The organism is Mucilaginibacter rubeus (assembly GCF_014643835.1).
GTDB classification, from domain to species: domain Bacteria; phylum Bacteroidota; class Bacteroidia; order Sphingobacteriales; family Sphingobacteriaceae; genus Mucilaginibacter; species Mucilaginibacter rubeus.
On record NZ_BMKD01000005.1, the window covers coordinates 1 to 17,779 of the forward strand.

The following is a 17,779-nucleotide window of genomic DNA, read 5'->3' on the forward strand; positions in this document are numbered from 1 at the left end:
TGTTTATTGAAGATAGCAAACATATTAACTGCTTTCAGCATTGCCTGTAAAAGCAAATGGCCGAATAATCTTTTGCTTTGCAATTTAATTATTCAGCCATTTTAAGCCCTGTTGCGCAACGGCCACGGTTTAAAGGGGCTTCAATGCTAATCAATCATTTACATAGTCATCAATCTGTCTACGCCAATTAAAATACCCCGTTTGACTATAATAAAGCAAACATGAAAAAAGTAATTTTGTTAATAGTTTTAAATTGGGTATATTAAAGTATTAATTAATGGTTTAATAGCTAAGGTATGTTATTGTATATTAAAAATCTTATTTGTAAGCATAATATTCATTACTGGATATACAAACCAAATGAACGTACTTGCCAATGGTGTGGCAAAAAAATGATTGCGCTTGACGAAGGCCCCTCAACGGGTTGGGACCAATCGTGTAGCTGGACAGAACCATCTGAAACAACCATTAACGATCAAAGAAATGCAGTCCAAGCGAAAGTAGATCCTATTACTGCCGGAGCCGAGGAATCATAGCTTAATCTAATATTAACCCCGCTGATCACAGATATACTGGCTATAATTGCTGCTTGCGCGCTTGAATTCATCGGAGTAACACTAAACCCTTTAAGGTTCTGATCACTTGAAAAACCTGTTGAAATGGTGTTTGTTGACCTGAATGTGATTACTTGCCCCTGAACCGGAAATGTTGAGCTCGCCTCGAATTGGCTCAACCCCAAGGGATAATCGGATGGTGATTGAGTAGCTGTGAATACATTCCCAGGCACAAAATTATTGTTTAAGACTGGTCGAAAAATTGGCGGGAAAATAACATTGAAAAGCTTATCAGCCTGCCGCGCGTAAAATACACTTTTCTTAAATGGGCGAAACGAAGTTATTTCATGGAGAGTGTAAACTTAATATCGAACGTAGTTGCGTTTGAGCTTCCAGTGTTTACGCACCTCTCATGCGCATTGAGTTGCATGGCTACAAGTATCATTATAGCACACAATCACCCTTCTGGAGAGCTTCAGCCATCGCTTGAAGATTACGAGGGTACTAAACGCCTAATGAACGCAGCGCGCCTAATTGATATAGGTGTATTAGATCACTTAATCATAAATAGAAATGGCTATTATTCAATAATCGAAAACTGCAATATTTAATTATCGATAAAACTATAATTTAGCCACTTATAACCAAATATGAAAAAAGCAATTGTCACTTTGGCGATAGGCCAAAAGCACGAGACATTATTTGAAAAATATTGTCGGGAGAACTGGCAGCAGTATTGCGACATGTTCAATTTTAAACTTATTGTCATAAACGAACCTCTCGACAAATCTGAAAGAGCAAACAAACGGTCACCATCATGGCAAAAACTTCTCATTTTATCACAACCATGGTCAAAAAATTATGACCAAATAGTTTGGGTTGATTGCGATGTGATAATTAATAATTCTAACGCACAAGATATTACCACAAATGTACCTTTAAACATGGTTGGAGGAGTTGACCAATACACAATACCAACAAAAGAAATATTTGACATTTCATTACAGCGCCTATATGATGACTGGAAAAAAAACAACGTAAAATTTATTGATAACAAAACACCCAGTGCTTATTATATCAATAGAGGCTTGCCAAATAATCAACTAAATCAAGTTTTGCAAGCTGGTATTTTTGTTTGCTCTCCTGCTTATCACAGAGATAAGTTTGAAAGTATATACAACAACTATGAAGATACCCATGGAGGAGAGTGGAATTTTGAGAACCCTGCAATGTCCTTTGAACTTGTTAAAGACGGCATGGTTAACTGGTTACCATCAAATTTTAATTTTTGCGTTATAAATATCCTTGCCGCATTTTATCCATTCTTATTTAACAAAAAGGTATCTGCCTTAGAATCTCTATACGATAAGATTGCAAGGAAGCTAACTAAAAAGGAAACCATACGAATTGATGAAACTGAACAAAGTGCATTAAAAAGCATCTATGATTTATCAACATTTATGCACTTTGCTGGCTGCGCTCATCTTATGCCAAAAATGAAACCCATTTTAAACAACAAATCCCCTAATAATTAGGGGCTTTGTTGTTCTGTTATGTTAAGTTTACTTGTTTCCATGCCTGCCACGATGACCATCCTACCCTTACGTATTCATTTGTCGCGGTGTCATAAGAAGACAACGTTTGTTTAACGGTACCGATACTCGCTTTATGAGTTATCAGCATTCCATTGATAGGCCACCCATCAGAGGAAGAAACATAATCAGTACATATCCCCGTTGGAAACGCAGTAGGAAGTTTAGAAAGTGTTATACCACTCGGAGTACCGTCATAAACAAGGGCTGTTGGAACAGGTGATAAAATGTAGAAAGATTGCCAACCCGATACTGACCATCCGACACGAACGTAAAGCTTACCGTTATTGGTTGCATCGAAAGACGCCAATTCTTGCCTATACATGTCATTACTAAGGTGATGAGTTATGAGAAATCCGTTGATAGGCCACCCGTTAGACGATTCGACATATTCGTGTGTAATACCTTTGCTATACGCAGACGGTAACGCTGAAAACAAACGCCCAGATTGCCCGGCATCAACAACACCATCGCCTCTGAAGTATTCAGGGAATAAAACATCAAATGTCTTATTGGCCATTGCTACATATAGAGGGTCTTGCGGGTGAACTAATTCGTTGGGTAATGATACATTTATGGCTGTTAAGTAATCCTGCCCGTGTACACTATCCTGAAAAGTGCCGTAAATGTCTTGATAAACACATTGGTATTTTCTGGCTAATGCTCTTAAGCCACTATTAACAAGCTCATTAAAAATCTGTCCCTGATGCCCATTAGAATCATCTGTCGTTGGATTTTGCGATTGGATAATAATAGCTAAATGCCGATAATCAAACCCCGTTGTGCTCCTTATGGTAGATAGTCCAGTATCCAAGCGGCTTAAAAAAGCAGTAGCATTAGCTTCGGGAGTGCCACCGGCCCAACTATCATTTATTCCCCAACGTAAAATATACACATCAGGATTTTGAGCCAAATCTGCCGATAAAGAAGTCGATAACCAATAAGGAGTACCTTGGCCTCCTATACCGCTGTTAACATAAGTTACGTTGTTAATCCGATTATTTAAAGTTATCTGATTAAGAAGTATATCCGGGTGATATGTGTTTGAGCTTGCGCCAGTTCCCGCAGTTGTACTATCTCCTGAAAGAATTACCTTAACAGCTGATTTAGCTAATAGCTTTTTGTGAAATGATGATAAATACTCTTCACCGAATACCCTTTGGTATTTATCAGCATAGCTATTTATCTGCTGTTTAAGGTATGTGGTTTGCTTTAAAATCCTGACATCGCCGTCTATAGTTACCCCGTTTGTATTATCAAAAGCAGTGACCAAGAAATCACCCTTGTCAAATATCCTCTTATTGGCAGCTAAAGCATTTGCAACCGCCGCTGTATCATCGGTTACGCCATCGCCCACAGCGCCGTAATCAACCCTAAATGATTTAATTTGGCCGGAAGGTTCGGACGAACCGCCGCTGCCTCCAGATGGCGCGTTTATCCAATGTGTATCACCATCCGCATTAGTGTTTTTCGCCAGTATTTGACCAGCAGTACCGCCGGTTGGCACTCCAACACCTGCCGGGCCTTGTGCGCCGTCTACAGGTGCATTTATCCAATGCAAATCACCATCGGCGTTACTGTTTTTTGCGAGTATTTGCCCGGCTGTACCTCCAGTCGGAATTTTAAACAGAGCCGTTATTTGAGCCTGCAATTTTCCAAACGCCTGTAATATGCTATCGGTAGCGGCTACGGCTGTTGATGTGCCAAAGCCGATACCTGTTAAAATGGAGTTTAAAACTCTTGAATTGGTAAAGTACTTGTTTGTTGCACCTTCGGGCACGGCATCAGTAGTACCCGGTGATGCAACGATTTGAATATAGGTTGAACCGCTCCAGCGGTATTCATTATTATTATCCGTGGTAATGTAAATTTTACCAGCTTCGCCCGGTGCGGGTAATGCTACGAAATTGGCAAACTCCAGCACATCATCTACGTAGCTGGGTAACTGGCTTGCCGAAACTTTACCAGTTTCATCTAACCCGGCGTATCCATTTGCTATATTTTTATTAGCCACATCTTCGGCTGTATATCCTATGCCGCCGCTTTCTGTCAGTTCATCAATTTGCATTTGCAAATCCTCATCGGCGCTTGCGCGAGTGGTAGCCTCATTTTGTAAATCTTCGTTTGCAGCTTTCCCGGCCAGCGTGGTAGACAAGCCACCAATCTTACTAATAGGCAGAGTATCGTCATCTTTGTGCCAAAACGAATCAATCCACGAAGCGAATTGCCCGGCGGTAGGCTTTGCGCCTCTCGTAAAAAATGCTTTTAATTGTGCTCTTGTCATCTTTATAATGGTATTATAATTTTTTTAGTCAAAAAAGCCGAGAATCGGCTCAATCCACATGCCTGTTACGTAGGGGTTAATGGTTTTCATTGGAGTAGGCGTTTCACTTCCGGCAGGGCCAGTAGCAATAACATCTCCCGAATATAAGCCGCGATCATCGTCGCTCTTCAAAGAATTGCCTTCATACTGATCACCGATATGATCGGTACGCGGTCGATTAGTAGGGTGAGTGTGCTTTATTAAATTATCCAGCGTCATGGTTACATCTTTTGCACCGCCAATTTTTCCCACTGTGTCAAAGTCAGCATCGGCCGGATCCCAATGCATCGGCAATTTACCCCGCCAATCAACAACCTCTTGCCAACCAGCCGGAATATTTTCAATCGACCCCTTCCACCAAACCATACCTCCGGGGCCAGCAAATGGCCTTAGCAGCCCCTCTAAGCGATCAAGGCGGGCCAGCACGCCTTCTGCCGTATTTCTTTTAAAATTCGCCCATAGATAACTGCTTACACCGTTATCGCCGAATTTAGCTGTACGGACATACTTTACCGTCCGGGAGACATTATCCTCGAAAGTCAGCGAGGTAGCTTCTTCCATAATGATGACTTTGGCCTGTGCGACACCGCCCGTAAAAGGCAGGATCTCTCCGTTAATGACCACTACGCCGTTACTGACCGACCCGCCGCTGGCCACGCAGCCGGATAAGATCGACATTGGTCCCGAAAGGTTTGCAGCCGAAGCCGCGGTATTGATGCAATCCTGCATGAATTGAAGAACACCCTGGTCAAACGGGAAACCGCCAGGCTGTGTAAAATCATATCTGTTCATATCGTTCTGTATATTAAAAATCGTTTTCCTGCCAGTTTGTAGTACCTCACCAGGGCGTTCATTTCTACCAGGTCCTGCGCACTGAGCGGGACCGCGGAGGGCACGTTGACGATAAAGTCTACACCCGTATCGCCGTAATCCCCGGGGTTATGAAGCGCTATTGTACCGGCAAACAAAGGTTTGTTTTCATCAGTCCGGAAAATAAAGGTCCGGTCAAAGGCGAAAGCGTCAGCTATGGAGATACGCCGCCCAGTGGTATCAAAACGGTCGTTCATCACCGCCCGGAGGCTGAAGACCCTGCCATCATGCATGAGGTTGTACAGATCTGCCGCCCGGCGTACCATCAACCGGTTGTAAAGCAGTACAAAGGGGCTGCACAGTGCGCGCAGCCAGGCGAATAGCACCGGTTTTCGTTTGAAACCGGGTATGGATTCCATGATCAGCCTGTCATAGCCGATATTGAAAAGCTTATCATAATCAGGCATACGGGTAATAATTTATGGTGAAACCATCCTCTATAACCCTCAGGTAACCGGCATCCGGTATGAGCCGCTCCTGGATCTCGGAAAAGGGACGGATACCATATCGCGACTGCGCGCTTAAAATCCCCACCAGCTCGACGCCTTCCACGGCCTGCAGCTGGTCCATCAGCCGCGTCTTGGCAAATTCTCCGTTGAACCGCAGGTTTTGCAGGTAAGCGTTAACCGCGTCGATGACCGGAGTGTCTCCGTTTCCGTCGATGCGGGCTCCTGCGCCGTCGAGTACCAGCGGATCATAGTAAACATCCAGTACCAGTTTAAGATCATCGGGAGGCAGGCTATCCACGTGAACACGTACCCCGGCATCCTTGGTATCAAAGACGTAGGCACTGAACGCGAGCTTTTCGTCATCGGAAAGCTGCCCGTAGTCGCCTCCTGCCTGTTTCACTACTTTCATCCTGACGGAGCCATCGGTATTTTCTGTAACCGCCGCCTGGCTGATAATTTTCTGGGCTGCTATCTGCGTATCGCTGAGGCCGCTGTTCAGGTACTGATCAGTATCCTGCAGGAGCATCTGCCCGTATTGAAAGCGCAGCGCCAGTTCCCGATACCAGTTCAGCGTATGCGGTTTTTTGGCGGCCAGCGTGTCGGTGATCTCGGCAGCGCGCAGGTCAAAAAGTACGTCGACCGTCCATGCTACGAAGGCCACAATATAAGCCCATAATTTAAAATCAGCCACCGCGCTGGTGTGGTCCAGTGCCGCCAGTGTTTCATCGCTGTTTACCTTGCTGATGATCTGGCCGTTCCAGTATTCTATTGTTTGTGCCATATTAACTTACTATAAAATCGTATTCAATTATCCAATACTCTATCCCGGCGGGGGCAAGCACCTGTACATCAGCGACCGACGAAGCGGGGCTGATGCCGTAGGTCGCGAAGTAGCTGGCTACTTCAAATACGCTTACCCTACCCGCATCTATCGTTGCCCCTGGCTTCAGCGCATCCGTTATCCCAATTCTGTTCAGGGCAGCAAGCGCAAACACGTTTTCCGCTGTCCCCGTGTACTGCGTGGCGATATCGGCCAGTGCCTGGCCTGCCTTAATTATCTTATTATTTGACATAGTCTCCTCTGATATTTAAAAAGCCGTTTTCAAATCCCATGCCCTGGATCGCCACGCCGTCCTGACTGAAGCGAAGCCTAATCTCACGCAGCAAATCCTCACCGGCGATACTTCCTTCATCATTCAAAAACTGGAACGTACCAACCGTAGCCAGCGGCGCCTGCCGGTATTCTCCCTTTTCAGCCAGCAACAGCTTCCGCTGCTGCTGCTGGTTACTTTCACCGCGAACGAAGTCGCCGTTTACGATCAGCAGATCGTCATTGTCATCCATCAGGTAATCAATCATTGTAAATGCCCGTTAAAAGTTCCTGTTACCGGGTTGCTCCCGGCTGTCAAACCATTGTTGTATATGATGTCGGCTGTCCTGATATATGCTTCCAACCTATCTGCAAAAGCATCGATAAAAGCGTCCAGCGCCGCATCTCTGTCCCCGGATGCCTCATAGGTCCGGGTATAGACCTCTTTCAGGCCCGCTTTAAAATCTTGTGTATCCAGGCTCATGGTAAAAGATCATTTATGCGTTCAATCAATTCGGTTATAGCGGGCACGTCCTTCGGAGCAGCGATACTTAATACGCCGCGGACCAGGTCATTCAGGATCTTCCCCAGGGTATCTCCGCCCTTACTGACCAATAAACCTTCAGGGTCGACCCGCAGAACTGTGTTCCCGGTCGTTATCCGGTACATGGCGATCTGATCGCAGGCGATCACGATATAATCATCATCTGCCAGCTTCCCGATCACTACCGGAGAGCCCGCGACCGGCAACACATCAATACTTTTCCTGTCACTCATCACCGCTCTCAGCCGCACGCCGTAGACCTCTGCCTCATCCAGCAGTACGTCACAGGTAAAAGCGTCCTGATCCACTGCAACGACAACAGCATCATGAAAACTCACCGGGCCGCCTGCATGGGCGAGCTTTACAAACGACCTTCTTAGTTTATTTAATTCATTCATTTGACCTCCGTGTTAGTTGAACTTTCCGACAAACGGTAGGTTAGTTGGACCTTTCGCTCTCCCCCGTTAACCCCGAAACCAACCTCGGTACCCTCTATAAAGTAGGTACCAGCCCGGCCACCGTCATACCGGGCATCAAAAATGACTGCCTTCCAGCCGGGTTTGCAAAAGGGTTCGAGCAAGCCCGAAAGCGAACCTTCATAACCATCATATTTCAGTTGCTTAAGTCCGTTTTTCGCGAGGGAGGCCAGGCTGTCCGGGTGGCCGGTAAACGGGATATTGCGTTCCTCTACTGCACCTCCCGGATCTCCAGCCTCATAAGTGGTGACAGCGCCGGTCCGGCTATGCTGTTTTATCCTGACCAGTACCTTGGTTTCCTTAGCTGATCTGATCTTCAGGTCTGGCTGATCGGAGGCACAATTATAGCCTATCTTATAAGTCACCTGTTCCAGGTTGGTCATGCTTTCAGTAATACCCCCGGTCACTGTTGTCCTGGTTTCCTCCGTGCCGGCATACAGAACGTTATCATCAAAATAAACCGTCAGGAACATTTGATCCTTCAGGGACTCCAGCACCTGGAGCCCGTTCCTGTTCGGTATCCGGTAATTGATCAGCGGCATGTCCGGTATGTCCGGGCTTAAAACGATATCTGTCCCTGCTATAACCTGCCCCAGAACCTCGCGTAGCGTGGTTTTCTTCCAGCTGGCCAGTATGTTCCTGTTGCGGAGCTGCCATGCATAGCCTTCCATTTCAATGCTGACCGGCGTGGTAATATTGACCCGTCTGACAAAGCCCCGGAACTCGTTCTGCAGCACACCGTTGTATCCAAGGTCGATGCTGACCGGGTCACCCTCCCTGAATAGTTTGGCTATATCGATACTTTCAGCCCGACGGTTAGCGGCACTGCCCGGTTCTCCCAACCCCGCGAAACCAAGTGCGTCCCTGATGGCAGGGATCTCCCTGACGATCCGGACGGCACCGGGTATTTTGAGAACTGCGCTGTCGACGATCGTATGAATGTTCTTTTTGATCACCAGGTCGTTGACGCCACCGGCAAAGCTGTAATTGCCTATGTTGATAATGCTGTTCAGTACAAAAGCCATTACTTTGAATTTGAATCGATCGTTAATTTTAAAATGCTGTCGCTTTTCATTTCCATTGCGAAGTCACGGACGCCTATCACCCTTGGTTTTTCAGGAATGGACAGCTTGTAGATCAGCACGCGATCATCTGCGGAAAGAAAAAGGTCTGAATAAGCTGATTTCAACCGAACCTCCTCTTTGCTCTGAAACACATATTTGAGCGCCTGCAGCTCGTCACCGGGTAATTGTTCCTGATATCCGATCACGAAACCTTTGACCGAGATGCTCCAGTCCTTCATGCTGATGATCTGCTTGGCCGTTCCTCCGGCCTCCGACATTTCTGTTTCCTTGATCATTTTTTCGCGTTCAAAGCCGATGACGGTATAGGGGAAAAAATATTCAATCTGGCCGACCATAATGGTCAGCGGGCAGAATACCTCGCGCCCTATTGTATCTTCGCCGCTGTAATAGGAATTACCATAAGGGTTCGTCAGCATTGGCGCACGCGGGCTGAAATTATAGGAACGCTCTGCCGCTGCAGACGGCAACTCCGGGATCTGGGCAGGCTTATAGCCGTACAACTGCCTGAAAATGGCTGCGATGTCAAAGACAGTATCTGATTGGTTTATTGTTAACATTAGTTGGGGTTTACTGCGGCATTACCGCTGTTAATTACCTGGTTAAACATTTCGATGAATATGGCCCGGATCTCGGCTGCGCCTTCCGTAACGCTGGCAGCATGCAGGCTGATCTGATCCACGCCAAGCTTGGCGATATTGATGACCTGGTTCCGTTGCCCGCCGCCGCCGATTCCCTTGGCAGTCTCGCCGACCGTTGCAGGAACAGTTCCTGCCGATCCTAACGCAGCGTGCGTTGTTACTCCTGTGGGTATCCACTTTTCGGACGGGGAACTGCCGTTTTCGTTTTTACGTTTATTCCATTTAATACCTATCCCGTTCCAACCGGCCTTTACAGATTGCAAATGCCCGGCGAACTCCCTGCTGTTTTCGGCCAACTGGGCTGCACGTTTCCTGTTCAGCGCACTGATCTCTTTGTCTGCATCTGTACTGATGTGAGCGGTGAGTACACTTTTTGCGCCCGAAAAGTCTCGCTTTAGAGCCAGGTCAATAGCCCGGGCGGTGTTGCTGATCAGCTGGCCGATATACTGGAAGATACTTTTGGCTTTAAGATAGAGAAAATCGAATGTATAAACCCATTCCTGGAATGATTCTCTAAAAAGCACCTTGGCTAAACCAAAACCGCTTTTGATGATCTGCCAGATAGATGTAAATGTTTTCCCTACACCTTCCAGATTGCTGATTAGCCATACGAGCCCGCCTACCAGTACTCCCACGAGCACGATAGGCCAAAGCATCAATCCATCGAGTATGGCCTGCCATATTACCGCGCGCTGTGTCCAGGCAGAATATAAGCCCCAGGCAATTGCCATCGCTCCGATCCCGGCTGCGATCTCATACATAAGCGGCTTGTTGCCTGCAAAGCGGCTGAGCAGATCAGCAGCAAAGCCAAGGGCGGGCAGCAACGCCATTCCAATGGAAACACCCAACGACTGAATTGTTTCCCGGAGCGCCGCTATTTTACCTGCCGGGCTTTCTCCCATACGCTGCATTCCATTATGAAATGTACCCATCGGGCCCGTAGCGTATTGCAGCGTTTCTGCAAGTGCCTGGAAGCTGATCTTGCCTTTATCTACATCTTCCCTGAGTTCGGCGGTAGTCCGGCCCGTTTTCCGGCTCATCTCAAGCAGCGGATTAAAACCGGCGTCGATAAATTTAGGGAGGTCGCCGGCAGCCAGTTTACCGGTACTCGCCGTTTCAGCGAACACATCGGTAAGCGCTTTCATTCGCCCTGAATCGCCCAGGGCCACATCGCCGAGCATTTTTAGCCCCGGTATAATATTCTCAGGTACTATTCCGGAAGCCAGCAGCTTCCTGCCGTCTTTAAATACATCATCACCCATCCCGTTGCGGTCCGCGAATGTATTGAGGTCGTTCTTTAGCTTACCTCCCTTTTTACCGCCCATGATTTCTATAGCATCGCCTTCTCTATCTCTGGACATTCCCTTTTCAATGAGGTCTGTCCCCAGTTCGAACATCTTGCCGATGCCTTTATCGAGCCAGTCCTTTACCTTGCTCTCCTTTTTATCTTTTTTGCCGCCTTCCGCTTTATCTTCTGTTTTGGAGAGATTGATACACTGGGCTTCCAGCGCGGCGAGTTGCCGGCTTGCCTTCCTGATCTCACTGGTGTCGATCGAGATTTGGCGGCTCCGGGTCAAACCCTGGATCTGCGAATCCAGTCGCCGTACCTGAGCACTGACGCGGCTGATTCTGGAACTGATGTTATTGAATACCGAGTTCGCGTTGTTGGTCAATGATCGCATCGGGCCGGAAGCAATATCACGTATCTGGACAGTAAATTCGACAATGTTAGCCATATTGTTTAGCTTCTTCTTTTCGTAATTGTTCAATTTGTTTATAAACTTCCGCCCAACGCTCATCGGATAATGTTGAGGGATCATAGGTGGTGTAGTAGGCTATCGTGGTATCAATGAATCCGAGATAGTTGCTACTAACATCGCCACGGGCGGCCTCTATAATTTTTTTAGCTCCGATGACTTGATGTCCAGTACGCTCTGAACGGTTGGCATAATGCTGTAAAAAACCTCATCTTCGGTTTTGATCTCCTCGTCGCCGCCCAGCCACAGGGTATCCAACACGATCTCCGTGTAGGTAACCGGGTCGGTCTGCTTAGAGGTCAGTTCGCGCATCTCGTCCCTGGTCGGCTTGCGCATATAACCTTTATAGCGAACAACAGGCACCCTGAGGGGTACTTTGCTGTCTTCACTGTGAATGGTTTCAAATTCGCCGCTATGAACTACGAGTTCAAAAACGCCGCCGGGATAATCTTTTTTCCAGGCAGCAAGCAATTCCGGCGTAACATTCCCGGCATTGCGGGGCATTATATCTCTTGTTTTCACGATCCGATTTTTTTAATTTATTTTATTAAAAATACTGTTATTCAGACTTTAAGCTCAGCGCAATGAACGGGCAGTCGATCTCCATCATCTTGGCGCCCTGTTCCATGCCTTTCTCCCATTCCGTAAATTTGATGCCGGAAATGATGTCTGTCTGCTTATCGCGGCCGAAGGCTTCTTTATAATGGAAAGTCGCAACGATCGCCTGGTAAGGCACTTCGCTGAAATCAGCATAACCCGCGGTTCTGGCCGCTTTATTCAGGCGATCAAGCTCTGATTTCAACAATTTGATGCTGCCCTCGATCTTTTTATTGCCGCTCTGGATACCGACCGGCTGGTCGCCTGCCGCGTACAGGTGCTCGCTTTCGGTAGATTTTTTGTATTTAAAGCCACGGAGGCCACGGATCGTTACACCAAGAAAACTGAGGTCCGCGTGTTTCCATTCCAGTTCCTGACTGTTTACATAATTTGCCATCTTTAATTGTTGTTTTGCGGGTTATTGAAACCCAGTTTGATATTGATTAATTTGCTGTATCCTTTACGGCGGATGCCTATTTCAACCTGCAGGGTAGAGGTTTGCGTGATCTGCTGGGTGTCATCGATATAAACAACCGGGTCGCTGCTCATGCTCTCCGCCATATTCAGGTTAAGTGCATTTACCATAGAAGCCTCGAGTGCCTTCAGCACAACCGGTTCAATCCGGCCGTTGTCATCAAGATCGATGTCATCATTGATCTCATTAACATAAGTCTGGTAGGCAACGATCGCCGCCTTGTCGATCACACGGCCAAAAGTAAGGCTGTTGTAGTCATCTGTTTCAGGACTGGCCATCGGGTCGTTGCTGATAAACAAACCGCCCTTCTGATCATACTTTTTGACCGTGATATATCCTGCATCGATCAGCTGGTCAAGCTGCCTGAAATAAGCCTGGTCGGGATTGTCCAGGTCAGGCAATATACTTTGCGTTCCGATGAAATAGTTACTAATCGGCAGGTCCCCGTCTTTTACCCTGCCGATATTGACATGCGGTGCGGTAGCGGCGATTCTGCCAAGCACAAGGCCCAGAGACGTAACGCCGTTGGCTGCGGTTCCGCCGATCACCAGGCCTACGTTATTGGCAGTTAGTTCATTTGGATTGTCAATCGTGCTGCTTGTCACATCGTTAACGCGGGCTGCAAGCAGGATACGCAACGGTTTGTGTGCGGCAAACATTGCCAGGGCGAAAGCTTTCGCGTTCGGAACCGCGGCAATCACGTCGCTGTCGATAAACTTGGATACAGTGGGCGTATATCCGGTAACCGGGGTGCGTGCAACGGCGGCTACACGGATGTCTCCGCCGCCGAAATCGATCAGTTTTTTCAGACCGGTTGCTACGGTAACATCGCAAAGCGTCGTTAAGCTTGTCGCCGCGGCAGCGAGCATCAGGTATACCGGGCATCCCTGTGTACCGTCAATACTGTAGAATTCACGGACGAACTGGTAGGCCTCCGGTTCGGCCTCTTCGGTTATGCCCCTGGATTCGGCGTCTGCTAAGCTTACAAGCTTAACCGGGGTAAGCAGCGGTAGTGTTCCAGTTCCGGAACCGGTAAGCAAAACGCCTGTTATATTGTCGTTGGTTGCGGTAGAACCGCCTAACTGGCCCTTGGCCAGTTGCACATTTACTGCAGGAATCATTAGTTTTTATCTCCTTTAATTGATTGGGTTGCCTTTTCTATCAGGCTGTTTTGAAATGGTATTCTCTCATCGTCCACGGTGGCAAAAGCCTCCGCTAAAGTGTTCTTCGTTGTGCCGGCAGCTGCTTTCGCCTGGTCTTTTCCTAAAGCTTCCCCGAATAGTGTCTCTCCGCGGGTAACTTCAATAAAATCCGCGCAGGCAAGCTTTTGCGAATGACTACCGGCGGGGCTTTCAGAGAAAAAGGCCAGTCCGCCTGAGGTCACAAAGACGCTTTCCTGTTCAGGGCGGGTCGCAAACAGTACTTCGAGCGAAGCTTGCGTGACCCCGGCATCACTGAGGGCCTTGATGAACGCTTGGTTCTTTTCGATTTTCATTTTATATGGTTTATTGTTTATTGAATATTTGCTTAAAATAGATTTCAAGTATACTCACCGCCTCGCTCCAGCTTAAACGGCCTTCGCCAACGACCGTCATCAGCCTGGCGGCCAGCGCATGGTACAGATGGTCCTTATCCGCATCAGCGGCGGATTTTATTTTATCAAGCGGTCCGCTGAGCAGATCACCATGACCGGCTGGCTGGTTACCGGCCGAAAAAGTGAGCCCCGATAATATGCCTGGCAATGCTTCTTCAATCATCTTCCTCATACGCTCATCGGCGGGGCCGGCGAGCAGCGAGGCCCGTCCGGCTGTCAGGTCACCGTTCAGGGCCTTCTTGATATTATTCACCACGGTGATACAGTAATCGATTTGCTGGTTACTGATCGCTATGCCTTCGGGCAGGCGTACCCTGAGCGCCGTGAGCCCGGTCAGTTTTTGCAAAAGGCCTGCAAAAAGACCGCCTATAACTCTTAAAATATTGTTCATTTATTCAGGCAGGGGTGTTAAACAGTTTCGTTTCTTTTTCACGTCTTTTAACCAGCGCTTCGCTGACTTTTTTCTTTCCCGTTCCGGGATCGGTTACCTTGTTCCAGACCAGGAACTGCGCCGCGGCACCAGTATAATCTTCCTTGTTCAGCTTTTTGAGCAGGGTACTTGAGGGCAGGCTGCCGGTATTGTAATGAAAGCTGACCAGCGCGTCGTACTGATTCTGGTTGACGGGCACACTCACCACCCTGTTAACCGTCCGCTCAAAGTCTTTTAAAACCGCTGAAAGCAGATCCGCAGCGCATTCCTTGTTGGGCAGCCGGTCCGCCGGTTGTATCCCCTTGCCGTTTGCATAGTAAGTACACCCATAACCTATCGTCCATTTACCCGCCTCGTCCTGATACGCGGTTAATTTCAGCCCCTCGAACGACTTTATTATATTTAATCCGCGTTCACTGAGCGTGTGTTTATTTATCGCCATAATGATGTTATTTTAGTTTTGATTGATTCGATCCAGGCTGACTTTTCCTTGCCTTCAATTACTGCCAGGTTTTCCAGTATGGAAACCATGTTTTCCTGCGCGATATGGATGATCAGGAAGTTCTGCAGCCAGTCAAAGCATTCCGCCATGACCGCCTCCCCCTTAGCCGCGTAATTCTGCGACCAGTGGTACGGGACCGCGATGAGCACCAGGTATATAAAAACCTTGAATGAAAACCGGGAGAGGCGAAAACTGCTGAAACGTTCCTTTTTTATTCTGGATGCTGCTATACCGCTCAACAACTCTACCACAAAGGCCATCAGCATCATGATCAGGGCAGCTGTCTGGATACCGAGCGCCAGCGGGATATCCGGAACGAGTGAGGCCAGCCCCGAAAGACCGGGGAACGTCAGGCTCACCACGAGCAGCGGTCTTGTCAGGCTGTACTTACAGGAGGGAGCAATGCTTTGAAAAAGGGTCCGCAGGTCCTCGTAGTCAAAAGTTACGAGCATCCTCGTTAGCAGAGAACTTATCATGGTACATATTTTTATTATATAGATCTTCATTTTTCTTTTTTTTAACCGCGCCGCCCCTGACCGTATCGGGGGACTATTAAGGCGCGGGTACACTTACGACCGGTAGGCATTTCCTGCCCCTGCGGCGGGCGGCCCTTTGATAAAGCAGCTGGTGCTTTTCCCTGTTTCCGGGATTCCCAAGCCGTCGCTACAGGTTGTCATTTTTCTTTTTTCCGCTACTTTTCCAAGCGGCTTCATGACAAACGTACGGCGCTATTTCGGAGATAAAAAACCGTGTTTATGATTGATTGACAGCGTTTTTGGCAATGATAAAAGTTGCGTTAATCATTCGTTTTTTTATTCATTTCAATAGAAAAAGCACCATGCTCAAAATGAAGCAATTACTAATATTTTTAGCAATCAAAACTCGCAGATTTCAATATCAGGGAGGCGCCCCTCCGGCATCCGGTTAATAATGAGACAACCCGGATTCCAGCACCCCTACCGGGATTATGCAGGTATAGCATTTGTCCGGAAGCTGCATTTGTCGGAATAACCGATAATCAAAGTGCCTGGGAACAGCAGGGCTCCGCTGCTTATTTTATAGCGTATTAAAACTGTTAATAAGACCGGCCGAAACTGACGGTGAAAACGCGGGCCTGCCGCCGGGCGCGTCGGAATGAATGCACTTGTAACTATTTCGCCGCTTTGTTTTTTGCAGAACTGCGCAGGACGCTTTTTCGGTTGCTGCAGATATTACACAGTATACAGATGCAGACAGCACCTACAGACAGCTCCCCATTGTCTGCCTTTTTTCAGGATGATAGCTATCGTTTCAGCCAATGATGCACAGCGCATTAATCATCAGAATATGCGATTGGCGGGAAAGCGGTAAAACAGACATCTTTGAATACCAAGAGCCCGGCATTACCGATAAAATACTGCTAAGGATTTTTTTCCAGCGTTATGGGTTACTGGCTAACAGTATATTAACAAAAAAATAAATAAATGAGCACATCACAAACAGATGCCATCCTGGCCAATGTATTTTCGAGCGTACAGGAGCGGCTTGCCACGATCCCTGATTTACAATTTATCGGTATGGATATCGGGCAGCTGGAATGGGGCGAAGAAAATGCGAGTCCGGTTCTATTTCCCTGCGTATTGCTTGGACGGATCGATATTAACTATACGGACAACAAGAAATCCATCCAGCAGGGGGACGCCATACTTGAATTATTACTGGCCATGGCGGCACCGGGGCCGGGGCCGGACAGCGGATCTACTGCAGCTGATTATTTCAATCTTGAACACAAGATCAATCAGGCCCTGCACGGCTGGTGCGACCAGCAGTATTTTAATCCCATGAGCAGGGTCCGTGCCAAGAACAAACGCAGAAAGCGGACTGATATCCGGGTCCGAGCGCTGCGTTTCGGCTTTGGCTTCGTCGACGACACCGCCATGCAGGTCGGACACACGGGTCAGCGTCCCGATATGGTACTGTCATTGCAATTATCTTAAAACAAAAAAGCCGCTTTACCCAGCGGCTTTTTTGTTTAAGAGGGCTAACAGTTCGGTGGTCCGTCTGATATCTCTCACCTCATCGCTTACGGTTACAAAGATCTCATCACCGGCGGTAAACGCTATGCTTATATTTCCGAGCCGGTATATTTCCGAAATTCCTATAAGAAAAGAGGAGGCGCCGGCCGGTTTGAAGCCCAGCGCTTCCACGACGGAATAATTTATAAACTCCAAAGCCTCGTGGTATTGTTGTATATCCATATGTCAGGTTCTTGTTTCTGTCCGTTTCAATTTGAATTCGGCCCGCGGCAATTGCGGCCTTGTCATGAGGATCTCCGCCAGGTATAACGTTTATGACCAGTTGAAGTGAGGTAGGAGCTTCTGAAGGTATTTGCTGTCCGCTTCCTCCGATTTAAGCTTTTCGAGCACATCACGCTCCTGCATAATGATCTGGGAAATTGTTGTTTCACCCAAGTAAAATTCAGTATTCAGTTTTTCAACCGCGCGCTCATATTGCAGGCCTTTGATCTTGTAATGAAAATACAGGCGGCATACAATATCATGATCGCGGCGCGCTTTAAAAATGCCTTTTACGTGCTTAACGCCTTCTTTTTTTAATGGTTCCGAGAGTATATTGGAAATCAATTGTTTACCGAGTGCCATAGTTGGTTTAGATATAAAATAAAAGTAAAACGAAATTATCAACAATAATGTCCGGCCCGGGTCATTCAAAAGCTGATCCTTTTAAAAGTTACAGTAGGATTGTTATATGGTGTTATCCCTGCTGACGCAGCGCATATTTAAAAGGTTTGCAGTCCTCAACCGGC

At 47.4% G+C, this 17,779-nt stretch carries 23 protein-coding genes; 3 read left to right on the top strand and 20 right to left on the bottom strand.

Annotated features, from left to right (window positions below; translation table 11 throughout):
• The first annotated feature begins 901 nt into the window (after positions 1-901).
• Both IEX80_RS28000 and IEX80_RS16800 read left to right on the top strand, forming a co-directional pair.
• Positions 902-1,165: a JAB domain-containing protein gene (locus IEX80_RS28000; protein WP_188833540.1), complete on the top strand. Its 264-nt coding sequence runs from the start codon at positions 902-904 to the stop codon at positions 1,163-1,165.
• A 39-nt stretch (positions 1,166-1,204) separates the two neighbouring features.
• Positions 1,205-2,089, top strand: coding sequence for a hypothetical protein (locus IEX80_RS16800; protein ID WP_188833541.1), 885 nt, complete (start codon positions 1,205-1,207; stop codon positions 2,087-2,089).
• A gap of 16 nt (positions 2,090-2,105) precedes the next feature.
• On the opposite strand, the gene IEX80_RS16805 is transcribed toward IEX80_RS16800, so the two are convergent.
• The 18 genes from IEX80_RS16805 to IEX80_RS16890 all read right to left on the bottom strand — a co-directional run bounded on the left by IEX80_RS16805 (position 2,106) and on the right by IEX80_RS16890 (position 15,335).
• Positions 2,106-4,430, bottom strand: a complete 2,325-nt coding sequence (locus tag IEX80_RS16805) for an SGNH/GDSL hydrolase family protein (RefSeq protein ID WP_188833542.1) — start codon at positions 4,428-4,430, stop codon at positions 2,106-2,108.
• Positions 4,431-4,454: 24 nt separating this feature from the next.
• Positions 4,455-5,261 (bottom strand): hypothetical protein, encoded by an 807-nt coding sequence (locus tag IEX80_RS16810; protein ID WP_188833543.1) that lies wholly within the window; start codon positions 5,259-5,261, stop codon positions 4,455-4,457.
• A complete protein-coding gene (locus IEX80_RS16815) occupies positions 5,258-5,746 on the bottom strand; it encodes a hypothetical protein (RefSeq protein ID WP_188833544.1) in 489 nt (162 codons plus the stop codon). The genes IEX80_RS16810 and IEX80_RS16815 overlap by 4 nt, the downstream gene beginning before the upstream one ends.
• A complete protein-coding gene (locus IEX80_RS16820; RefSeq protein ID WP_188833545.1) occupies positions 5,739-6,569 on the bottom strand; it encodes a nucleotidyltransferase in 831 nt (276 codons plus the stop codon). The genes IEX80_RS16815 and IEX80_RS16820 overlap by 8 nt, the downstream gene beginning before the upstream one ends.
• A 1-nt stretch (position 6,570) precedes the next feature.
• Positions 6,571-6,861 (bottom strand): LysM peptidoglycan-binding domain-containing protein, encoded by a 291-nt coding sequence (locus IEX80_RS16825; RefSeq protein WP_188833546.1) that lies wholly within the window; start codon positions 6,859-6,861, stop codon positions 6,571-6,573.
• Positions 6,851-7,147, bottom strand: a complete 297-nt coding sequence (locus tag IEX80_RS16830; RefSeq protein WP_121230637.1) for a hypothetical protein — start codon at positions 7,145-7,147, stop codon at positions 6,851-6,853. The genes IEX80_RS16825 and IEX80_RS16830 overlap by 11 nt, the downstream gene beginning before the upstream one ends.
• The gene (locus IEX80_RS16835; protein WP_188833547.1) at positions 7,144-7,362 is read right to left on the bottom strand and encodes a hypothetical protein; all 219 of its coding nucleotides are present in this window, start codon (positions 7,360-7,362) and stop codon (positions 7,144-7,146) included. Before IEX80_RS16835 ends, IEX80_RS16830 begins: the two co-directional genes overlap by 4 nt.
• Complete coding sequence (locus tag IEX80_RS16840; protein ID WP_188833548.1) at positions 7,359-7,655, bottom strand: hypothetical protein; 297 nt, start codon at positions 7,653-7,655, stop codon at positions 7,359-7,361. The genes IEX80_RS16835 and IEX80_RS16840 overlap by 4 nt, the downstream gene beginning before the upstream one ends.
• Positions 7,656-7,816: 161 nt before the next feature.
• The gene (locus IEX80_RS16845; protein WP_188833549.1) at positions 7,817-8,923 is read right to left on the bottom strand and encodes a hypothetical protein; all 1,107 of its coding nucleotides are present in this window, start codon (positions 8,921-8,923) and stop codon (positions 7,817-7,819) included.
• Positions 8,923-9,540, bottom strand: a complete 618-nt coding sequence (locus tag IEX80_RS16850) for a DUF6046 domain-containing protein (protein ID WP_188833550.1) — start codon at positions 9,538-9,540, stop codon at positions 8,923-8,925. Before IEX80_RS16850 ends, IEX80_RS16845 begins: the two co-directional genes overlap by 1 nt.
• Positions 9,540-11,441 carry a hypothetical protein gene (locus tag IEX80_RS16855; protein ID WP_188833551.1) on the bottom strand — a complete coding sequence of 634 codons (1,902 nt, stop codon included), beginning with the start codon at positions 11,439-11,441 and terminating at the stop codon, positions 9,540-9,542. The genes IEX80_RS16850 and IEX80_RS16855 overlap by 1 nt, the downstream gene beginning before the upstream one ends.
• 72 nt (positions 11,442-11,513) lie before the next feature.
• Entirely contained in the window at positions 11,514-11,900 is a 387-nt protein-coding gene (locus tag IEX80_RS16860; RefSeq protein ID WP_188833552.1) for a hypothetical protein, read from the bottom strand.
• A 37-nt stretch (positions 11,901-11,937) separates the two neighbouring features.
• Positions 11,938-12,372: a hypothetical protein gene (locus IEX80_RS16865; RefSeq protein ID WP_188833553.1), complete on the bottom strand. Its 435-nt coding sequence runs from the start codon at positions 12,370-12,372 to the stop codon at positions 11,938-11,940.
• A 2-nt stretch (positions 12,373-12,374) separates the two neighbouring features.
• Positions 12,375-13,571, bottom strand: a complete 1,197-nt coding sequence (locus IEX80_RS16870; RefSeq protein ID WP_188833554.1) for a DUF2586 family protein — start codon at positions 13,569-13,571, stop codon at positions 12,375-12,377.
• Positions 13,571-13,945, bottom strand: a complete 375-nt coding sequence (locus IEX80_RS16875) for a hypothetical protein (protein ID WP_188833555.1) — start codon at positions 13,943-13,945, stop codon at positions 13,571-13,573. Before IEX80_RS16875 ends, IEX80_RS16870 begins: the two co-directional genes overlap by 1 nt.
• A gap of 10 nt (positions 13,946-13,955) precedes the next feature.
• The gene (locus tag IEX80_RS16880) at positions 13,956-14,435 is read right to left on the bottom strand and encodes a hypothetical protein (protein ID WP_188833556.1); all 480 of its coding nucleotides are present in this window, start codon (positions 14,433-14,435) and stop codon (positions 13,956-13,958) included.
• A gap of 4 nt (positions 14,436-14,439) precedes the next feature.
• Positions 14,440-14,916, bottom strand: coding sequence for a lysozyme (locus IEX80_RS16885; protein WP_188833557.1), 477 nt, complete (start codon positions 14,914-14,916; stop codon positions 14,440-14,442).
• Entirely contained in the window at positions 14,907-15,335 is a 429-nt protein-coding gene (locus tag IEX80_RS16890) for a phage holin family protein (RefSeq protein WP_188833558.1), read from the bottom strand. Before IEX80_RS16890 ends, IEX80_RS16885 begins: the two co-directional genes overlap by 10 nt.
• Positions 15,336-16,439: 1,104 nt before the next feature.
• On the opposite strand from IEX80_RS16890, the gene IEX80_RS16895 reads away from it, so the two are divergent.
• Positions 16,440-16,952, top strand: a complete 513-nt coding sequence (locus IEX80_RS16895; protein ID WP_188833559.1) for a hypothetical protein — start codon at positions 16,440-16,442, stop codon at positions 16,950-16,952.
• A gap of 15 nt (positions 16,953-16,967) precedes the next feature.
• Here IEX80_RS16895 and IEX80_RS16900 read toward each other — a convergent pair whose 3' ends face one another.
• Both IEX80_RS16900 and IEX80_RS16905 read right to left on the bottom strand, forming a co-directional pair.
• On the bottom strand, positions 16,968-17,213 hold the full coding sequence (locus IEX80_RS16900; RefSeq protein ID WP_188833560.1) for a hypothetical protein: 246 nt from the start codon (positions 17,211-17,213) through the stop codon (positions 16,968-16,970).
• 90 nt (positions 17,214-17,303) lie between these two features.
• Positions 17,304-17,615 carry a hypothetical protein gene (locus IEX80_RS16905; RefSeq protein ID WP_188833561.1) on the bottom strand — a complete coding sequence of 104 codons (312 nt, stop codon included), beginning with the start codon at positions 17,613-17,615 and terminating at the stop codon, positions 17,304-17,306.
• Positions 17,616-17,779: the final 164 nt, after the last annotated feature.

What these genes read in the sequence shown, in the direction of transcription:
- IEX80_RS28000 (WP_188833540.1), top strand. Translation starts at nt 902, where the DNA reads ATGGAGAGTGTAAACTTAATATCGAACGTAGTTGCGTTTGAGCTTCCA.
- IEX80_RS16800 (WP_188833541.1), top strand. Translation starts at nt 1,205, where the DNA reads ATGAAAAAAGCAATTGTCACTTTGGCGATAGGCCAAAAGCACGAGACA.
- IEX80_RS16805 (WP_188833542.1), bottom strand. Translation starts at nt 4,430, where the DNA reads ATGACAAGAGCACAATTAAAAGCATTTTTTACGAGAGGCGCAAAGCCT.
- IEX80_RS16810 (WP_188833543.1), bottom strand. Translation starts at nt 5,261, where the DNA reads ATGAACAGATATGATTTTACACAGCCTGGCGGTTTCCCGTTTGACCAG.
- IEX80_RS16815 (WP_188833544.1), bottom strand. Translation starts at nt 5,746, where the DNA reads ATGCCTGATTATGATAAGCTTTTCAATATCGGCTATGACAGGCTGATC.
- IEX80_RS16820 (WP_188833545.1), bottom strand. Translation starts at nt 6,569, where the DNA reads ATGGCACAAACAATAGAATACTGGAACGGCCAGATCATCAGCAAGGTA.
- IEX80_RS16825 (WP_188833546.1), bottom strand. Translation starts at nt 6,861, where the DNA reads ATGTCAAATAATAAGATAATTAAGGCAGGCCAGGCACTGGCCGATATC.
- IEX80_RS16830 (WP_121230637.1), bottom strand. Translation starts at nt 7,147, where the DNA reads ATGATTGATTACCTGATGGATGACAATGACGATCTGCTGATCGTAAAC.
- IEX80_RS16835 (WP_188833547.1), bottom strand. Translation starts at nt 7,362, where the DNA reads ATGAGCCTGGATACACAAGATTTTAAAGCGGGCCTGAAAGAGGTCTAT.
- IEX80_RS16840 (WP_188833548.1), bottom strand. Translation starts at nt 7,655, where the DNA reads ATGAGTGACAGGAAAAGTATTGATGTGTTGCCGGTCGCGGGCTCTCCG.
- IEX80_RS16845 (WP_188833549.1), bottom strand. Translation starts at nt 8,923, where the DNA reads ATGGCTTTTGTACTGAACAGCATTATCAACATAGGCAATTACAGCTTT.
- IEX80_RS16850 (WP_188833550.1), bottom strand. Translation starts at nt 9,540, where the DNA reads ATGTTAACAATAAACCAATCAGATACTGTCTTTGACATCGCAGCCATT.
- IEX80_RS16855 (WP_188833551.1), bottom strand. Translation starts at nt 11,441, where the DNA reads ATGATCCCTCAACATTATCCGATGAGCGTTGGGCGGAAGTTTATAAAC.
- IEX80_RS16865 (WP_188833553.1), bottom strand. Translation starts at nt 12,372, where the DNA reads ATGGCAAATTATGTAAACAGTCAGGAACTGGAATGGAAACACGCGGAC.
- IEX80_RS16870 (WP_188833554.1), bottom strand. Translation starts at nt 13,571, where the DNA reads ATGATTCCTGCAGTAAATGTGCAACTGGCCAAGGGCCAGTTAGGCGGT.
- IEX80_RS16875 (WP_188833555.1), bottom strand. Translation starts at nt 13,945, where the DNA reads ATGAAAATCGAAAAGAACCAAGCGTTCATCAAGGCCCTCAGTGATGCC.
- IEX80_RS16880 (WP_188833556.1), bottom strand. Translation starts at nt 14,435, where the DNA reads ATGAACAATATTTTAAGAGTTATAGGCGGTCTTTTTGCAGGCCTTTTG.
- IEX80_RS16885 (WP_188833557.1), bottom strand. Translation starts at nt 14,916, where the DNA reads ATGGCGATAAATAAACACACGCTCAGTGAACGCGGATTAAATATAATA.
- IEX80_RS16895 (WP_188833559.1), top strand. Translation starts at nt 16,440, where the DNA reads ATGAGCACATCACAAACAGATGCCATCCTGGCCAATGTATTTTCGAGC.
- IEX80_RS16900 (WP_188833560.1), bottom strand. Translation starts at nt 17,213, where the DNA reads ATGGATATACAACAATACCACGAGGCTTTGGAGTTTATAAATTATTCC.
- IEX80_RS16905 (WP_188833561.1), bottom strand. Translation starts at nt 17,615, where the DNA reads ATGGCACTCGGTAAACAATTGATTTCCAATATACTCTCGGAACCATTA.